General features: G+C 40.3%; 19 protein-coding genes. 8 read left to right on the top strand and 11 right to left on the bottom strand.

What is annotated here, in order from left to right:
- Window positions 1-6 precede the first annotated feature (6 nt).
- A complete protein-coding gene (gene fadA, locus HX743_RS01640; protein WP_136144532.1) occupies window positions 7-1,179 on the top strand; it encodes an acetyl-CoA C-acyltransferase FadA in 1,173 nt (390 codons plus the stop codon).
- Between the two features lie 145 nt (window positions 1,180-1,324).
- Here the strand turns inward: fadA and HX743_RS01635 are convergent, their stop codons facing one another.
- From HX743_RS01635 to HX743_RS16300, 3 genes are all read right to left on the bottom strand, one after another.
- A complete protein-coding gene (locus tag HX743_RS01635; RefSeq protein ID WP_004975814.1) occupies window positions 1,325-1,597 on the bottom strand; it encodes a hypothetical protein in 273 nt (90 codons plus the stop codon).
- 108 nt (window positions 1,598-1,705) lie between these two features.
- On the bottom strand, window positions 1,706-2,023 hold the full coding sequence (locus tag HX743_RS16305) for a hypothetical protein (RefSeq protein WP_228262054.1): 318 nt from the start codon (window positions 2,021-2,023) through the stop codon (window positions 1,706-1,708).
- A gap of 33 nt (window positions 2,024-2,056) precedes the next feature.
- Window positions 2,057-2,455, bottom strand: a complete 399-nt coding sequence (locus HX743_RS16300; protein WP_250316186.1) for a hypothetical protein — start codon at window positions 2,453-2,455, stop codon at window positions 2,057-2,059.
- Window positions 2,456-2,708: 253 nt separating this feature from the next.
- Between HX743_RS16300 and HX743_RS01625 the strand changes: the two genes are divergently transcribed.
- On the top strand, window positions 2,709-3,410 hold the full coding sequence (locus HX743_RS01625; RefSeq protein WP_004975810.1) for a DsbA family protein: 702 nt from the start codon (window positions 2,709-2,711) through the stop codon (window positions 3,408-3,410).
- A gap of 171 nt (window positions 3,411-3,581) precedes the next feature.
- On the opposite strand, the gene HX743_RS01620 is transcribed toward HX743_RS01625, so the two are convergent.
- Window positions 3,582-3,782 carry a dodecin family protein gene (locus HX743_RS01620; RefSeq protein ID WP_178318332.1) on the bottom strand — a complete coding sequence of 67 codons (201 nt, stop codon included), beginning with the start codon at window positions 3,780-3,782 and terminating at the stop codon, window positions 3,582-3,584.
- Window positions 3,783-4,156: 374 nt separating this feature from the next.
- Between HX743_RS01620 and HX743_RS01615 the strand changes: the two genes are divergently transcribed.
- The 4 genes from HX743_RS01615 to HX743_RS01600 all read left to right on the top strand — a co-directional run bounded on the left by HX743_RS01615 (window position 4,157) and on the right by HX743_RS01600 (window position 7,566).
- Complete coding sequence (locus HX743_RS01615; protein WP_178318331.1) at window positions 4,157-4,321, top strand: hypothetical protein; 165 nt, start codon at window positions 4,157-4,159, stop codon at window positions 4,319-4,321.
- A 318-nt stretch (window positions 4,322-4,639) separates the two neighbouring features.
- Window positions 4,640-4,819, top strand: coding sequence for a hypothetical protein (locus tag HX743_RS01610; protein ID WP_004975807.1), 180 nt, complete (start codon window positions 4,640-4,642; stop codon window positions 4,817-4,819).
- Window positions 4,820-4,829: 10 nt separating this feature from the next.
- On the top strand, window positions 4,830-6,326 hold the full coding sequence (locus HX743_RS01605) for a hypothetical protein (RefSeq protein WP_178318330.1): 1,497 nt from the start codon (window positions 4,830-4,832) through the stop codon (window positions 6,324-6,326).
- A gap of 94 nt (window positions 6,327-6,420) precedes the next feature.
- Complete coding sequence (locus HX743_RS01600) at window positions 6,421-7,566, top strand: hypothetical protein (protein WP_104852938.1); 1,146 nt, start codon at window positions 6,421-6,423, stop codon at window positions 7,564-7,566.
- Window positions 7,567-7,706: 140 nt separating this feature from the next.
- On the opposite strand, the gene htpG is transcribed toward HX743_RS01600, so the two are convergent.
- The 5 genes from htpG to HX743_RS01575 form a co-directional block, all read right to left on the bottom strand.
- The gene (htpG, locus tag HX743_RS01595) at window positions 7,707-9,623 is read right to left on the bottom strand and encodes a molecular chaperone HtpG (protein ID WP_178318329.1); all 1,917 of its coding nucleotides are present in this window, start codon (window positions 9,621-9,623) and stop codon (window positions 7,707-7,709) included.
- 94 nt (window positions 9,624-9,717) lie between these two features.
- Complete coding sequence (locus HX743_RS01590) at window positions 9,718-10,062, bottom strand: lysozyme inhibitor LprI family protein (protein ID WP_136144567.1); 345 nt, start codon at window positions 10,060-10,062, stop codon at window positions 9,718-9,720.
- A gap of 174 nt (window positions 10,063-10,236) precedes the next feature.
- On the bottom strand, window positions 10,237-10,842 hold the full coding sequence (locus tag HX743_RS01585) for an OmpW family protein (RefSeq protein ID WP_104852935.1): 606 nt from the start codon (window positions 10,840-10,842) through the stop codon (window positions 10,237-10,239).
- 573 nt (window positions 10,843-11,415) lie between these two features.
- The gene (locus HX743_RS01580; protein WP_178318328.1) at window positions 11,416-12,792 is read right to left on the bottom strand and encodes a Na+/H+ antiporter family protein; all 1,377 of its coding nucleotides are present in this window, start codon (window positions 12,790-12,792) and stop codon (window positions 11,416-11,418) included.
- A 91-nt stretch (window positions 12,793-12,883) separates the two neighbouring features.
- Entirely contained in the window at window positions 12,884-13,774 is an 891-nt protein-coding gene (locus HX743_RS01575) for an alpha/beta fold hydrolase (protein WP_178318327.1), read from the bottom strand.
- A 121-nt stretch (window positions 13,775-13,895) separates the two neighbouring features.
- On the opposite strand from HX743_RS01575, the gene HX743_RS01570 reads away from it, so the two are divergent.
- Window positions 13,896-14,381, top strand: coding sequence for a DUF4442 domain-containing protein (locus HX743_RS01570; protein ID WP_178318326.1), 486 nt, complete (start codon window positions 13,896-13,898; stop codon window positions 14,379-14,381).
- 208 nt (window positions 14,382-14,589) lie between these two features.
- A complete protein-coding gene (locus HX743_RS01565) occupies window positions 14,590-15,441 on the top strand; it encodes an alpha/beta hydrolase (RefSeq protein ID WP_096902328.1) in 852 nt (283 codons plus the stop codon).
- A gap of 102 nt (window positions 15,442-15,543) precedes the next feature.
- On the opposite strand, the gene HX743_RS01560 is transcribed toward HX743_RS01565, so the two are convergent.
- Both HX743_RS01560 and HX743_RS01555 read right to left on the bottom strand, forming a co-directional pair.
- Window positions 15,544-15,900 (bottom strand): DNA transfer protein p32, encoded by a 357-nt coding sequence (locus HX743_RS01560; protein WP_096902329.1) that lies wholly within the window; start codon window positions 15,898-15,900, stop codon window positions 15,544-15,546.
- Between the two features lie 109 nt (window positions 15,901-16,009).
- Window positions 16,010-16,570: a hypothetical protein gene (locus HX743_RS01555; protein ID WP_154321134.1), complete on the bottom strand. Its 561-nt coding sequence runs from the start codon at window positions 16,568-16,570 to the stop codon at window positions 16,010-16,012.
- Window positions 16,571-16,712: the final 142 nt, after the last annotated feature.

Here is a 16,712-nt window from a genome sequence, read left to right as displayed (position 1 = left end):
ACGTGAATGGCTACTTTAAATCCACGTGACGTTGTCATCGTTGATGGCGTACGTTCTGCAATGGGTAAAACCAAAAACGGTATGTTCCGCAATGTACGTGCTGACAGTCTATCGGCTGAATTGGTTCGTGCTTTAGTTGCTCGTAACCAGTTCGATGTCAACGAAGTTGAAGATGTGATCTGGGGCTGTGTGAATCAAACCCTAGAACAAGGCATGAACATTGGTCGTAATATTGCATTATTGGCTGATCTTCCAAAAACAGTTGCAGGTCAAACTGTAAACCGTCTGTGTGGTTCTTCAATGCAAGCTATCCACACGGCTGCGGCACAAATTGCAACCAATCAGGGTGATATTTTCATCATTGGTGGTGTAGAGCACATGGGCCATGTGGGCATGATGCACGGCATCGACATCAACCCTGCTGCATCTAAGCACTATGCCAAAGCATCAAACATGATGGGCTTAACTGCTGAAATGTTGGGTCGCATGAACGGTATTTCTCGTGAAGAGCAAGATGCTTTTGGTGTGGAATCACACCGTCGTGCATGGGCTGCAACGCAAGAAGGTCGTTTTAAGAACGAAATCATTGGCATTGAAGGTCATGATGCAAATGGCTTTAAACAGCTGTGCGACATCGACGAAGTGATTCGTCCAGATGCTAATCTTGAATCGTTCCAAGCTTTACGTCCTGTATTTGACCCGAAAGGCGGTACAGTCACTGCGGCAACATCTTCAGCATTGTCTGATGGTGCTTCTGCGATGTTGCTCATGTCTGCTGAACGTGCACAAGCATTGGGTTTGAAACCACGTGCGGTGATTCGCTCTATGGCAGTTGCAGGCTGTGATGCAGCAATCATGGGTTATGGTCCAGTACCTGCAACACAAAAAGCGCTTAAACGCGCTGGCTTGTCAATTGCAGACATTCAAACTTTTGAATTAAACGAAGCATTTGCTGCACAAGGTTTGTCTGTACTGAAAGGCTTAGGCATTTATGATCAGCAAGATCGTGTGAACTTGAACGGTGGTGCAATTGCACTCGGTCACCCATTGGGTTGTTCAGGTGCGCGTATCACCACCACGTTATTGAACGTGATGGAACAACAAGACACGCAAATTGGTCTTGCGACCATGTGTATCGGTCTTGGTCAAGGTATCGCGACAATTATTGAGCGTGTGTAAAAAGTCTTCGTAATAAAAAAATCCTCGCATCATGCGGGGATTTTTTATTTTGTTGTTTTGAGCTGTTCTAATTTTTAAATTTTATTCTTTTGCATTGTTATCTTGAAGACTAGATGGCTGATCAGTTGTGATTTACCTGCACGGCTTAAACCAACAACTCCCCCATCAACCATGTCATATAGCGTTCTTTATCCATAAAGTCTGGGGCGCTGCCTGTATCCAAGCAATAATATTGTTGATTAAATTCAATCACAATTTGTTCAGTCTGATGCCAATCTTCAACCAAACGAAAGTGCTGATTAAAGAAGTAACGGTTCTTGCCCCAATTATTTAAATTTTCGAGTTTCGGGTAGTTTTTATTTTCTAAGAATTGCAAATACAGTTGTTGAATATCATCAAAGACTTGAATGCTGTTCATATTGGACCTGCCTAGCTGAGCAATTAAATCAACAGGCACAGTTTAGGCAAGAGATTTGAACGGCAGATGACATTCTTTTGACAATTTGATGTAAGGATTTGCCAGACCTTACAACTTGCTTTCCAGTGCCCGCTGATGCTGCTGAGTGATCTCTTGCATTTGCGTATTGAGCTGCACCATCTCTTGATATACCGCATTAAATTCTTTCAAGGCTGCATCTTCATAGAACATGAAGGTATTGTTTTTGAGCTCCCATTTATTGTTTTTTAAAATTGCAAACAACACATACGCCTTACCCAAATTTTTCTTTTCCAATTCAAATAATGCGTGTCCTTGGTCATTATGGCGGCTTTCTAGCAAAGATTCTGCTAAATGACGGCGCAAATTATGATTGATTTCAAGATTCTCAATCTGCTCCAAAGCCATCGCTTCATGCTGTTCTAAATGTTCCTGATACAGCTATACCATGGCACGTACTTGCACCAACATGGCTTCGGTATCGGCATAGTCTTGTTTTTTATCTGCAGCAAGTCGTTGAGGATCTAAAAACTGATCCCAATTCAAGGCTTTTAATTCACGTAAATAGCTATTGCGCGCTTCGGCACTTTGCACCATGTGACTCAAGACAAAACTCGCCATAATTTGATAGTCGCCATCTAAACGATTATCTTTTAAGTCAATTTGAATCGGCTTAGACCAATCCTGTGCCTGTACAAAAATTTGTTCGGCTTTTCCATAAATCACATTTTGATAAGCATGCAATTGAGTGACTTGTTTTTGCTGCTGTTGATATTGATAAAACATCCCGCCAAAAATCAGCAGCGTTGCACATCCTATAATTAGCACTATACGTCGCATGCGTGCCCTCTTATTTTTTAGTATTTGCAATATCTTAGCGTGAAGCCTGTCACATTTGTATAGCATTTTATGCTTATTTTCTAATGCAGCCATTAGAATATAGTGAAATAAATCAATTCATTTATACCTTTATATGATTCTGTATCCATGACGCTATTTGACCAGATGCTCAAAAATAAGTTTAGCATCGCTTTATGCTTTAAATTTTATGTAACATCCCCATCTTAGTAAAAAACAGAATTTGAGATTGTTCATGCGCGTTGATATTTGGTCAGATATTGTTTGCCCGTTTTGCTATATCGGCAAAAAACGTTTAGAGGCTGCTGCTGAAGAAGCAGGTGTAGAATTAGAAGTGCATTGGCACAGTTTTGAACTCGATCCAGATGCGCCACCGCGTCAGGAAGTGTCCAATTCAGAGCGTTTGGCACAAAAATATGGGCGCAGCCTTGCCGAAGTAGAAGACATGCAGCGTAATATTGCCGAAATGGCAAAAGCTGAAGGCATTGACTTTCAATGGGAAAATGCCAATTCAGGCAATACCTTTAATGCCCATCGTTTGGTGCATTTGGCGCAAAGTAAAGGCTTGGGCAGCGAAGCCAAAGAAGCTTTTTTCTATAGCTATATGACTCAAGGTTTGGCAATTGGCGAGCGTGAAACACTGGAAGATGTTGCATCACGTATTGGGCTGAACCCTGTAGAAGTGGATGATGTTCTAGATTCTGACGAATATGCCGACTTTGTAAAATTTGACCAAGAAGTTGCACGTGAACAATTAAACGTCACTGGCGTACCGTTCTTCGTATTTGATCAGCGTATTGCTTTAGCAGGTGCGCAGCCACGTGAAGTCTTTGTGCAAGTTCTGCAAAAAGCCCTTGAAACAGCAAGCGAGCTAGAGCTTGAAGATGCAGCAAGCTGCGATGCAGAACAATGCGATGTGTCTGAACCCAAAGCTTAAGATTGAAATACAGACAAGGCTGAATAGTGTTCTTCCGGCTGATTAGACGCACAAAAAAATCCCATTACGGGATTTTTTGTGCTTTTAAAATGGGTCAAAGTTCCAGCTTTGGCCCGCAACCATGCTTCGGTTAGTTGTCATCTTACTATGCTTGGTTAATGAAGCGAGGTGTTATTCAACCAAGAAACTGATTTTTAAATTGACCCGATACTCCGTGATTTGATTGTCTTTAACCACCACTTTTTGTTCGTTAATCCACGCCCCTTGGACATTTTTAATTGTTTCTGTCACTTTAGCGACTCCAGTTTGAATCGCGTCTTCAAAACTTTTTTTACTGCTTGAATTAACTTCAACTACTTTTGCAATTGCCATGATTTTCTCACTGTCCTTTATCGTTATTGGAATTCCATCATAGATTAAAAAAACCGCATTTTTAGACTGTTTAACCAATCACAGCCAAAACATTACATGATTTCACACTGTCAAAAATTGTCACCATTCACCCTCATTTCAGACTTATCCAAATACAAATTTTGCAGACATCTCAACCATTTAAGCCTGCATAAAAAACTAGAGTTAAAACTCTAATACATTGTTTTATATTGCTATTTTTAAAATAATTGCCGAAATGATCATTTTGTAAATTTTAAACTTTGTTATGATTCATGTGAATTTTTTATTTCGTTTGATCTCCCTGCGATGTCTAGTCTTCTGCCTAGACATCAACACTTTGGATGGATATTCCCATGAATATGTTTAAATCTGTTTTGATGGTTTCACTTCTAACAATTGCTGCAAATGTATCTGCTCAAATTGTGCATGTACCTGATTTTCCAACTCAAAAAGTAAATACAGAATCGGCTGCATCTGAAGCTGTTGTAAATGAACCAACTTCGCAAAAAGCAGCTTAAGTTTCACGTTTTATCTACTTAATTAATCTCTCCCATTTCTCTCCCCAAACAGCAGTCTAAATCAGGCTGCTGTTTGTTTTTCTAGTGCTAAATTTGCTTTAAATCGTCCATGCAACATCTAAAAACTGTGTTCTACCCAATTGCTAATACTTTTTTGGCACTGCGATTTAAATTTTTTTGATTATTTTTCATATAAAAAGCGCATTTTTTGTCAATAATGTCTAAAAAAGCACAAAAGCTGACAATTTTTAGCATGTATTTTTTAATTAAATCCATATAATTAAAGTGATTTTGTTTTCATTGCTATAGCAGATGCCTATGCAACAACTTCAAGCACTTATACAAAGAAAAATTCCACCTCAAGCGATTGAGGTCAGCCATTTAATCGAATTAGCCAAACGCTATCCTCAACCACAATCGGCAGAATATAAATTGATTGAATTGGCTCTGAATATTGTCTTGGCAGATTATTTGGAAAAAGCACAACAACATATTTAAGTATGCATCAATGAATACACTAGAAAAATCACTGTTGATTAAAGAATTACGCGACTTAATTGATGCTTTAACGCATAAAAGACTCAGTCTGTATGAAACAGCCAAAGCCAAAGCACGCATTAAAGAAATTTTTATGCTGTGCGATAAACCGATTTTTCAAAAACAGTTGCTCACATTTAAAGCCTCACAAAATCCAATTCAAACTGCGGTAACTTTTGCAGAACAAAGTTTATATGCACAATCTTTTCGTGGCGTATTTACACAACTTGAAGCACTTGAAACAGCACTTTATCAACAGCCTGAAGCAGGTTGGGCGATTTTGTATCAACCGAAAGCAGGTTGGCAAATTTGGTTAATTCCTGCTGCAGACCGCACTGCTCTGCTAAGCGAATTTCAAGATTTAGAGCAGGTCTATCGCTGGATGTTGGAACAGCAGCAACAGTATCACTGCCTTCAAACCGATGCAGAACTGAAACAAGCTGCAGTTCTAGAAGCTGCGCAAACTCAGCCAGTCTTTGTCACTGCAGACTTGGAAGAAAATAAAGCTGTAGATTCGCCAATTCAATTTGAATTCATTACAGACCACATCGCTACAGAAGAAGTTGCCTCGTCTGATACTCAAGTTGTGGACGTGGCTAAAGATGAACTTACAATTGAACCGACAGCAGACCAAACGATCATTTCCAACGCAATACTGAATACAACTCAGCCTGATGCAACGACAATAGATACTGCCCAGATGACGGCTGGCACACAAAAACCAAGCGTCAACCCAGCTTATAATCTATTGTTAAGCCAATATAGTTGCCCCATTTCTGCGCTCAATCTTAGCCAAAATGAGTCAGCACAGTTGTATCGGGTCTTTTTGCCTGAAGCGCCAGAAGTCACGCAATATGCCGATGTATTGGTGCATTTGTCTGATCCCGAAGAAGATCAGCAACAGGTGTTGGCGCGTGCGGTATATTTGGCAGAACAAACCAATACGCAAGGACGCTTTATTAAATATGTGGTACTGCTTGGCGCATTAGATCAAATGCAAGCGATTCGTTTGACTCAAAACTTTTGCCAACAGTTTGAACATGAAATTGCAGCAATACGTGAAATTTCTTGGGAAAAATTACAAGAACATTTATTTAATTTTGATCAGCTTTTTCAATGCTATAGTCATGATGCTCAAATCGTGTGGCAGCAAGTGCATTATTTTCCTTTCATTCCGATACAGCACATTCAAACTACTAAGTTTATTCAGTTTGAAGAAAGTGAAGCACAGAGTCATACCCCTTTGATTTTACTGAAAGAACGACAAAAAATTCGTGTGATTCATGGTCAAAAGCGCTTACAACTGTCCCGTACTGAACAAGCTATACCGCACATTTTATTAGATCGACAACAAGGTATTAGTTGGCAAATGATTCAAAAAGTCATCTCCCAATTACAGCAACCGATTGATGCTTTGCAGTTATGCCAAGCACTTCAAATGTATCAAGAAAAAGAGGTTTCTGCCTAAAAACTGCCGTTTATATTATGATTTTGTAGCCAAGTCTTGCTTTTATCTCATAGATTTTCAACACTAACAAAAATGGCTTAAAGATCAGTAAATAATGTCAAGAATAAAGCACACATCGCCTTTTATATTAAGCTGTCTCTTAAGTGGGGTCGCAGGCATCACTTTTGCACAAGAATCAACTCAAGCAGTGGATCAAGCCCATACGTCACTGCCACCTTATGAATTGCCTGTCGCTCCGCCAAGTGCAGTAGATAAAAGCAGTTTTTATTACACGATTCCACGTTGGATTGATGCCACACCGACGGTGTTACCCGAACAATCCAATGAACCCATTGTACCTGCCACCGCAGAAACGGAACATTTAACTTGGTTCGATCAACGTCAAAAAAATATTCGCAACTGGGCAGATAAAACAGCACATAAACTGGATAACTGGTTTGGTGAACCAAGTCCTGAACAGCCTGCCTCAGCCACTTTGCGGGTTTTGGTCGATAGCAGTTGGGATAAGCATAATGAATATGAAGTCAAACCTCGTATTCGCGGGAAAATCAAACTGCCTACGCTTGAAAATAAACTCAGTGTGGTCTTTGGTGATGACTCGCTCGATAACGAATTGCAAAATAACGTCGCCATTACCAACGAAAACCCAGCGCATGATGCAGACAAAACTGTAGACAGCAAACGTAGCCGTGAAGACAACAGTTCTCTGGCATTACGTTGGTCGAACTTTGCCGAGCGTCTACCTTTTGAAACAGATGTCGATTTAGGGGTACGTTCTGGCGATGATATTTATCTGCGTTTAAAAGCCTCTAAAGACTGGACTTTGGAAAATGATTTCTCTTTTCATGCCGAACAAATTTATCGTTATGGCATCGACAGTGAAAATTATCTCAGAACCAACTTGGAGCTCACGCACGCACGCCCCAATCAGGCTTTCTTGTCCAATCAATTTAGCCTGACCTATGCCGATGAACAAGATGATGATTTGGTTTGGGACAACTACACCTTTAGACAACATCAATTCTTTGCAGGCAACCGCTTTAACTATGGCATTTATACAGGCGGTTATTATCACGATGATGACTTACGTTTAAATCGTTGGGGGCCATTTGTCTCTTGGCGTCAACCATTTTTACGTGAATGGTTCTTTATTCAGGGCGATGTCAATTATTTAAATGATGATCGCGCAGATCGTAATCATTATCTCGGTGCTTTAGTGCGTTTAGAAGCCATTTTCTAAACAGGTAACATCTACAATCAAGCCAAATTAAAAAACCAAGTCTTGCGAACAGGACTTGGTTTTTTTGCAAGATGATCTTGCAAGATGACGATGCATTATTTGTACAACGCATCATCGATCATGTTCATGCGAAAGCAGACTTACTTTAACAGTAAGCTATTAATACGTTTCACATATTCCGCTGGGTCTTCAGGCAAGCCACCTTCAGCAATCACAGCTTGATCAAAAATCACATGCGCCAAATCATCAAATTGATTGGAGTCCTGTAATTTTTTCACCAAAGGATGCTCTGGGTTGATTTCCAAAATTGGCTTCATATCAGGTACAGCTTGCCCTGCATCCTTCAACATACGAATCAATTGTGGTGACAGTTCACCTTCACCTGTTACCAAACAAGCAGGGGAATCAACCAAACGTGTAGTCACACGCACTTCTTTGGTTTTACCGCTTAAAGATGCAGACAATTGCTCAACCACAGGTTTAAATTGTTCTGCAGCCGCGTCTAAAGCTTTCTTCTCTTCAGCATCTTGTAGATCGCCTAAATCAACCGCACCTTTAGATACGTTTTGCATTCGCGTGCCATCAAACTCCTGCACAAAGTTCATCGCCCACTCGTCTACGCGTTCTGCCATCAACAACACTTCAATGCCTTTTTTCTTAAACAACTCCAACTGTGGAGAATGCTTTGCTGCGTTCAAGTTGTCTGCCGTAACGTAGTAAATGGCTTTCTGACCTTCTTTCATTCGCGCTTTATAGTCCGCCAATGAGGTACTGATGTCATCATTACTTGAAGTAGCGTAGCGTAATAATTTCAGGATACGTTCACGGTTGCCAAAGTCTTCGCCTAAGCCTTCTTTTAAAACTGAACCAAATTCTTGATAGAATTGCTTAAATTTTTCTTGGTCTTTTTCATCTTCAGACTTGGCTAAATTGTCCAACATGGTCAACACACGACGGGTATTGCCTTCGCGGATGGTTTTCACATCACGGCTTTCTTGCAATAACTCACGGCTCACGTTCAATGGCAAATCGGCGCTATCCACCACACCTTGCACAAAGCGCAGATAATTTGGAATCAGGTTCTCTGCCTCATCCATAATAAATACGCGCTTCACATACAATTTAATCCCCGCTTTGGCTTCACGAGTAAAAATGTTGTGCGGTGCTTTACTTGGCACATACAACAACTGGGTGTATTCAGTACTGCCTTCAACGCGGTTATGCGCCCATGCCAATGGTGCGTCAAAATCGTGGCTAAGGTTTTTATAAAACTCAATGTACTGTTCTGCACTAATTTCGTTTTTATTGCGCGTCCACAACGCACTGGCCGAGTTAATTGCTTCCCACTCATCAGTTTTCACATACTGACCTGCTTTCGGTGTTTCACCTTCAGCTGCTTCTTCTTGCTGCCATACTTCTTTCTGCATTTGAATTGGCAAACTGATGTGATCAGAGTATTTATTGATGATCTGCTTAACTTTGTAGCTTTCTAAATAATCCAGCGCATCTTCACGCAAGTGCAGAATAATATCGGTACCCCGTTCTGCTTTGTGAATTTGCTCAACATCAAACTCGCCAGTACCCGCACTGCTCCAACGCACGGCTTCATCTGCAGCCAATCCTGCACGGCGTGATTCCACAGTAATTTTATCTGCCACGATAAAACCTGAATAGAAACCCACACCAAATTGACCAATCAATTGCGCATCGGCTTTTTGATCGCCCGTCAATTTTGACATAAAGTCTTTGGTGCCCGATTTGGCAATGGTACCCAAATGTTCAATCGCATCCTGCTGACTTAAACCAATGCCATTGTCTGAAATGGTCAGGGTTTTCTTGTCTTGATCTAAGCGGATACGCACACGTAAATCAGGATCATTTTCATAATATTCAGGATGGTTGATGCCTTCAAAACGTAATTTGTCGCAGGCATCCGATGCGTTAGAAATCAGTTCACGCAAGAAAATTTCAGGGTTGGAATAAAGAGAATGGGTCACCAAATGTAATAACTGCGCCACTTCGGCTTGGAAACTGTGTTTTTGGCTGTGCTCGCTCATTCATCACTCCTTAAATTCATAAACATGGTTATTGTTGGATGTGTTTATGAATTGGAGTGATTGCCTGATTTTTCAAGCCTAAACCCAGAAAAATTTAAAAAGGTGCACGTTGATAGACCTGATTTAAATGATCCTCTAATTTCTGCTGACGCAAATTATACACTTGGGTTAAACAATCGACTGAAGTACCACAACGATCACGCAACTCTAACCAGCGAAATTGTTCATCACGAATTTGTGAGCGGGTCCCCATAGCGACCAAACGGCTGACGATACGATAGGTGGTGGCCATTTTCACATCGGCATCATTGACCGCAGGATGTTCACAAATGGCATGTTCCGTTTGTGTTCTGGCTTTCTCACAAGAAAAACTTGCCGCATGCCCCGCAACACTTAGCATTAAACCAAGACACACTAACCAACCATATTTGATCGACATGAATGAATTCCTTATTTATTGTTCTTTACTTTATCTTTCAGACTGTAAATGAACATGGCATATGCTCTCAATTTTTTCATTCGCTACATTTGTTATTTTTTGCAATAAAAAAAACCCCACCCTAAAGATGGGGTTGCGCTGATTTTTATTATTATAAAGAGCTACATTTTATAATTAGAATTTGTAGCTATAACCGATGGTGTACACCATTGGGTCGATGTCTAAATCAAACTTTTTAATTCCTAATGCTGCAGCAGTATCATCAGTTAACGTAACTTCAGGACTTAATTGTGCATAACGTGCATCAAAGAATACACCCCAATTTTTCGCATCGGCAGGTTGGAAGTTAAAACCGATTTGACCTGCAAAACCAAAGTCTTCTTTTACATCTTTAACAACACCTTCTTCATCCCAAGCAACAAATGCCGTACCACCTACACCAATGTATGGTGTAAAACCAGTTGAATTTTTAAAGTGGTATTTAGCAGTTAACGTTGGCGGCAAATGCTTAATCTTCGCACCATTTTCACCATTCACTAGTACATCATGACTAATTGGTGTAGCCAACAATAGTTCTGCAGAGATATTGTCATTAAAGAAATATTCTACCGATGGTGTAAATGCATATTCATGATCAGCTTCTACATTCACTGCGCCATTTAGAATATCTGTATCTTGAGTTGGAGAAATAACCGAGCCACCAACTTTAACTTGCCATTGACCTGCCATAGCAGAAGCAGATATTCCCATTAATGCTATTAGAGCAACTTGCTTTAACATTTCAAAACCACCTTTAGAATAAAAATCTTAACGCTTAATTAATATTAAACACGACCACTATTAATATGCAACACATATTAAACACAATATTTAAATTATTTTATAAGCTATTCATTATTATATAAATTTATTTTAAATAGACTAAATTACTTGGTTTTAAAACCCGAGTTAATTAATAGAGTTTATATTATTATTTCCCGACTATATTACTCAATTTTATTTAAAAAATATATTAAAAGGTTTATTTAAAATACATCTTATATTTATTTAAAAATTAAAACAAATTTATTTTAAATAGATTAATTCACTCGGTTTTTATATTTTCAAAAAACAAAAAACCAATAAAAATTATTTAAATTAAATAAAGAGAATTAAAATCATCTTCATTCTAATATTAGAAGTTAATTACAACGAAAATGAATCATTCTGTTTGAAGATTTTAAATCGTGTATTGAGATTCAATCGGCAGATGCAAGGATGAATTTGAGAAAGATTCTTCTTGTCGTTTTAGCACGATGCTGCAACGTGCCCAACCTATTCTGAACACGTGCGCTTACACATTTTGGTGATGATTTACAGCACCATCGCAGCAATCCAACCAAAAATGATCAATGGGATATTAAAGTGAATAAAAGTCGGTACTACACTGTCCTTCATGTGGTCGTGCTGCCCATCCATATTTAAGCCCGAAGTTGGCCCTAATGTTGAATCCGATGCTGGAGAACCCGCATCTCCCAAGGCTGCTGCTGTGCCAATAATTGCAATGGTCGCTGCAGGACTAAAACCGAACTGCAAACATAAAGGCACATAAATAATTGCTAAAATAGGCACGGTAGAGAAAGATGAGCCAATCCCCAAGGTGATTAACAAACCAATCAATAACATTAAAAATGCAGCCAAAGCTTTGCTATTGCCAATCCATTCCACCGACGCTTCTACCAAAGCAGGCACTTGATTAGTCGCTTCAATCACTGAAGCGAAACCTTGTGCAGCAATCATAATAAAGCCGATGAGTGCCATCATACGCATACCTGTAATGATCACATCATCTGCTTCTTTCCATTTGAAAATTCCCGCACAGCTTAAAATGGCAACACCCACCAAACCTGCCAGAATCATCGAATCTGAATACAATTGCACCGCCAAGGTTGCAATAATCGCAAACACTGCCATCCACAAGGTAAATTTTGCAATCTGAGGCGCTTGTAGGGTTGGCGCGGCGGTATTTGCATTGAGCTCACTCGAAATGCTTTGGGTACGCTCTATTTGCACATCTTGATAATGTCGAGGCTTACGATAGCTCACAAATAACGCAAACAATAGACCAATAAACATCCCAAACACAGGAATAAACATGGCAGCAGGAATATCTTCATTTTGAATGGCAAAACCATACGGAGCACCAAAGGTGTTGATATTGTGCGCCAAAATATCATTCAGAAAGATTGCACCGAAACCCACAGGAACAAACATATAAGTGGCAACCAAACCAAAAGTCAGCAAACAAACCACTGCACGACGGTCTAGGTTTAAATGATTGAAAACACTTAATAAAGGTGGAATCAATACAGGAATAAATGCAATATGTACAGGGATTAAGTTTTGTGAGAAGACCGCTGCCAAAGCCACAGTAAAATAAATCAGATATTTAACGCGGTTCTGTACCTTAGTATTACTGCTACCTGTTAAAGTGCGAATCAGTTTGTAGGCCAATAAGTCAGGCAAACCTGAACGTGCCAAAGCCAAAGCAAATGCACCTAAAATACCGTAAGCAAGGGCAATTTTTGCACCACCACCTAAGCCATTATTAAACGCATCTAAAGTGCCTTGTAAGCCTAAACCAGCCAGTAAACCACCTGAAACTGCACCAATAACCAAGGCAAAAACCACAGGCACACGAGCCAACGACAATCCGAACATGATTGCAATGGCAGCAAGAATTGCGAACATAAGAGATGAAAATTCAAAAAAGAAGCTATTTTATCAGAGATTATGCAGATTGGAGTTGACCAAACATTCAACTCCGACAAGCGTTTCTGATTTAAATTACTGCAGCATGTGAATTTGAATGACCTAAGGCAAAATCACGGATGGCAGTAGCAACCGCTTGCGGCTGACTAAGAATCGCCCAGTGATTAGCTGCCAACTCCACACGTTGAAAATCATCTACCCAATGCGACATTTCATCAATCAATTCAGCACCCACAAATTGATCATATTTCAAGACAATAGCTTGCACAGGACAAATTGCATAACGTTGACGCGGCTTTAATAAACGTGGGATAAAATTGGCACGATATAAATTGACGCCATAGCGCCCATCTTTGCGGATATTAGGATTGATCGCAATATCTTGATCACGTTCTAAACGTATCACTACCTGACGCCATTGTTCAGGTTGAAAAAACTGCCAAACTGTAGGTGCAAGTGCAGGAAGTTGAAAGGCGGCAATATACCAAGATTTACGCATTTGTTTGAAAAATTTAATTTTATTTTCAGAAAACTGCTTACGCATCCAGAACGCTGCATGATCCAAACATGGGCCTGAAATAGTACTGTAAGATAAAATTCGTCCTTTTAAATCTGGATCAGTTACAGCTTCCCAAGACTGAATTGAACCCCAGTCATGAGCTGCCAAGTGAAATGCACGCTGCCCCAAAACGGCATTAGCAACAGCCATTAAATCTGCAGCCAATTGAGCCAAGCTATAGACACGAATGGATTTAGGAATGGAGGATTGTCCCGCACCGCGCACATCATAACTCACCACATAAAAATCTTGCACCAACACGGCAATCACCCGCTCCCAGACTTCTTGGTTATCTGGATAGCCATGCACCAAAATCAGTGCAGGTGCTTTTTTTTCGCCCCAAGTTTTGACATAGAGCTGTTGTCGATCAGAGGTTTCAATCCATTGCGTTTGCGCTTGCATAAACATCCTGTTGGTTTTTATTGACACGATTGCTGTTGAGAATAACAAAATATGCCATAGGTTTGCTTAAATTTCATACTAATATAAAAGACAATCTGCTCTAGGCTCTATGAAATATCACATGAATCTCATCAAAAAATTACAGCAACTTCCTATCGTTTCCAAATACTTTTTAAATCGCTATCCACCCTATCGGGGTGCAGGCATTGAAATCGATCAAATCGATTTAGCCAACCACCATGTCCGTGTCAAAATGCCACTGACCCGCAAAAATCAAAACATTGTCGGGGTGCATTTTGGCGGCAGTCTCTATTCCATGGTCGATCCCTTTTATATGTTAATTCTGATGCATCACTTGGGTTCAACATATATTGTTTGGGATAAAGCTGCGACGATTCATTTCCTCGCCCCTGGGCGCAGTACGGTGTATGCCGATATTCGCCTAAGTGCTGCTGAAGTCGAAGAAATTAAACAACTCGCAGAAGACTATGCGCCTGTTACACGTCAATATACGCTCAATATTGTCGATGAATCAGGCGTACGAATCGCAGAAGTGCATAAAACATTATATATCCGACGCAAAAAGCCCAAAGCCGTAGCAACGTAATTTTTAGCTCACATAAAAACGCAGAATCTAATGATTCTGCGTTGTTGGTAATATTATTTTAATCAAAAGACAAAAAGATCAATGTCACCGACAAACTTCTCTACTCTTTTTGAGCAGGTATGAATTAATTAACGTATTACTGTTGATACATCAGTGGATCATAAAAATTATAAACATTGATAGTATTTAAAATTAAAGGATTATTAAAATGAAAAAAAATCTTGTGCCAATCTTTTCCCTACTTTGTTTCTATTCATCGACATCCCTCCATGCTTTGGTGCCGAATACATTTACCAAAGTCCAGACTTTGAAAAATGTGGCTTATGGATCTCATCCTCAACAAGTGATGGATGTCTATTTCCCTGCCAAAGTACTCACAGATCAAACACCAGCCCCGCTCATGATGATGGTCCATGGCGGTGCTTGGAAAATGGGTGATAAAAATCATGCTGCTGTGGTCAAAAATAAGCTGAGTTACTGGACCAAGCAAAACTGGATTTTTGTGTCTATCAACTATAGATTAGTTCCAGATGTGACCGTACAGCAGCAAACTCAGGATATCGCCCAAGCGCTTATTTATATCCAAAATCAGGCACCGCATTGGCATGCTGACTCAAAACGCTTGGTGCTGATGGGACATTCTGCGGGCGCACACCTGGTCAGTCTATTAACCGTTCGCCCCCATTGGCTGGCACCCCAGCCACAGCCTTGGCGTGCTACAGTTGCTTTAGATAGCGCGGCTTATGATATAGAAAAGATAATGCAAACACGTCATGCACGTTTTTATGATCAAGCCTTTGGTGATCAACCTTCCAACTGGAAAGCCCTTTCTCCGATAGCTCAGCTACATCAAGCTTTACCTGCATTTCTCGCGGTGTGCTCAACCATCCGTGCAGATCAACCCTGTACTCAAGCTCGACAATTTATTCAACAAGCACAGAAATTCGGAACTCAAACCCAGTTATTGCCTGTCCGACTTTCACATGCTGAAATCAACAAGTCATTGGGACAAAATAATGCTTATACTCAAGCAGTCAATCAATTTATCCAAACGCATTAATTTTTCAGCTAGCGCATAAAAAACGCAGAATCATAAGACTCTGCGTTGGATGTACTGAAATATAAATACTTCAGTAGGATGGCATGGCTGTTCGTATTCAGATTAACGCTTTTGCTCGATGGCTGCACCAGCACCACCACCAACAGCACCACCGATTGCAGCGCCTGCATTACCACCTATCACTTCTTTACCTAAAATTGAACCAATCGCACCGCCAATTCCACTATAGGTTGCGTTACGGTTAGAACCATCTTGGGTTTTACTTCCAACTGCTGCACCTGCACCTGCGCCTGCTGCTGCACCAACACTACCACCTACGCTGTTACCCGCTGCGCCACCAACGGCACCGCCTAATGCTGCTGCACCAATACGTTGGTCATTTGAACTCATGCTCTCACAACCCGCCATTAACATGGTCGATACAGTTGCAACTGCCAATACGCTAAATACTTTTTTCATCGCGATGTCTCCCCGCTGTTGTTGATTTTAAGTGTAGTGCATCTTGCGGCATCAACTTTGAAAAATCTGTTACCAAGCACAGTAAGATATGAGTATTTCTGTAAAATGCTTAAGGCATCATAAAGGATTCTGTACCCTCTTCTTCAAGTACCACCACATCACGTGTGGTTTTACCATCTTCAGTAAACACAGCATGAGAAACTGTTTCTTTGCTTTCAGGCGTTTTGACCCGATCCAGTTTTAATGTGCGATGAATTGGCGCCTGCCCCTGCTTATATTCCATGCCTTCTGCATCAATCGTTTTCACTTCAGAAATGACTTTACCATCCTGCTTTAGGGTTTTATTCAACTCAATTTTTGAGGTTGGTACAATCACCCCACCTTTTTGAATCACAGGAATACCCAATTGTTTCTCTGAAAACTGTGCTTGATCATCATCAAAAACAACTTCCTTTGCCACAATATCTTTACCCTGATTGCTCACTTCAAAAATCGTGGCTTCTACATGGCGTATAGGCTTTTCACCTGTCACTGTACGAATCACTTCAGTTTTTAGAATAGGCACAATGGCTTTGTCTTTCACCACAATGCTGTTTGGCATTGGTGCAGCCGAAACAGACACACTCAGTAGCATTGCCGATAAACACAGTGTCAGTCCTCTAAATTGCATAAGCTATCCCCTTAGTTTTCTTGATATTTTTAAATTGTTCTTAATTCACTATATGCAATATTGCGGCTTTATTAAAGCAAAATATGCAACTAAAACGTTGGCAAAAAAAAGACGCCTCGAAAGGCGTCTTTAAATGATGCTT

This window comes from Acinetobacter sp. Swhac1 (genome assembly GCF_013390985.1).
In the GTDB taxonomy this organism is placed as follows: domain Bacteria; phylum Pseudomonadota; class Gammaproteobacteria; order Pseudomonadales; family Moraxellaceae; genus Acinetobacter; species Acinetobacter towneri.
This window is presented reverse-complemented; position numbering and strand designations above follow the sequence as displayed.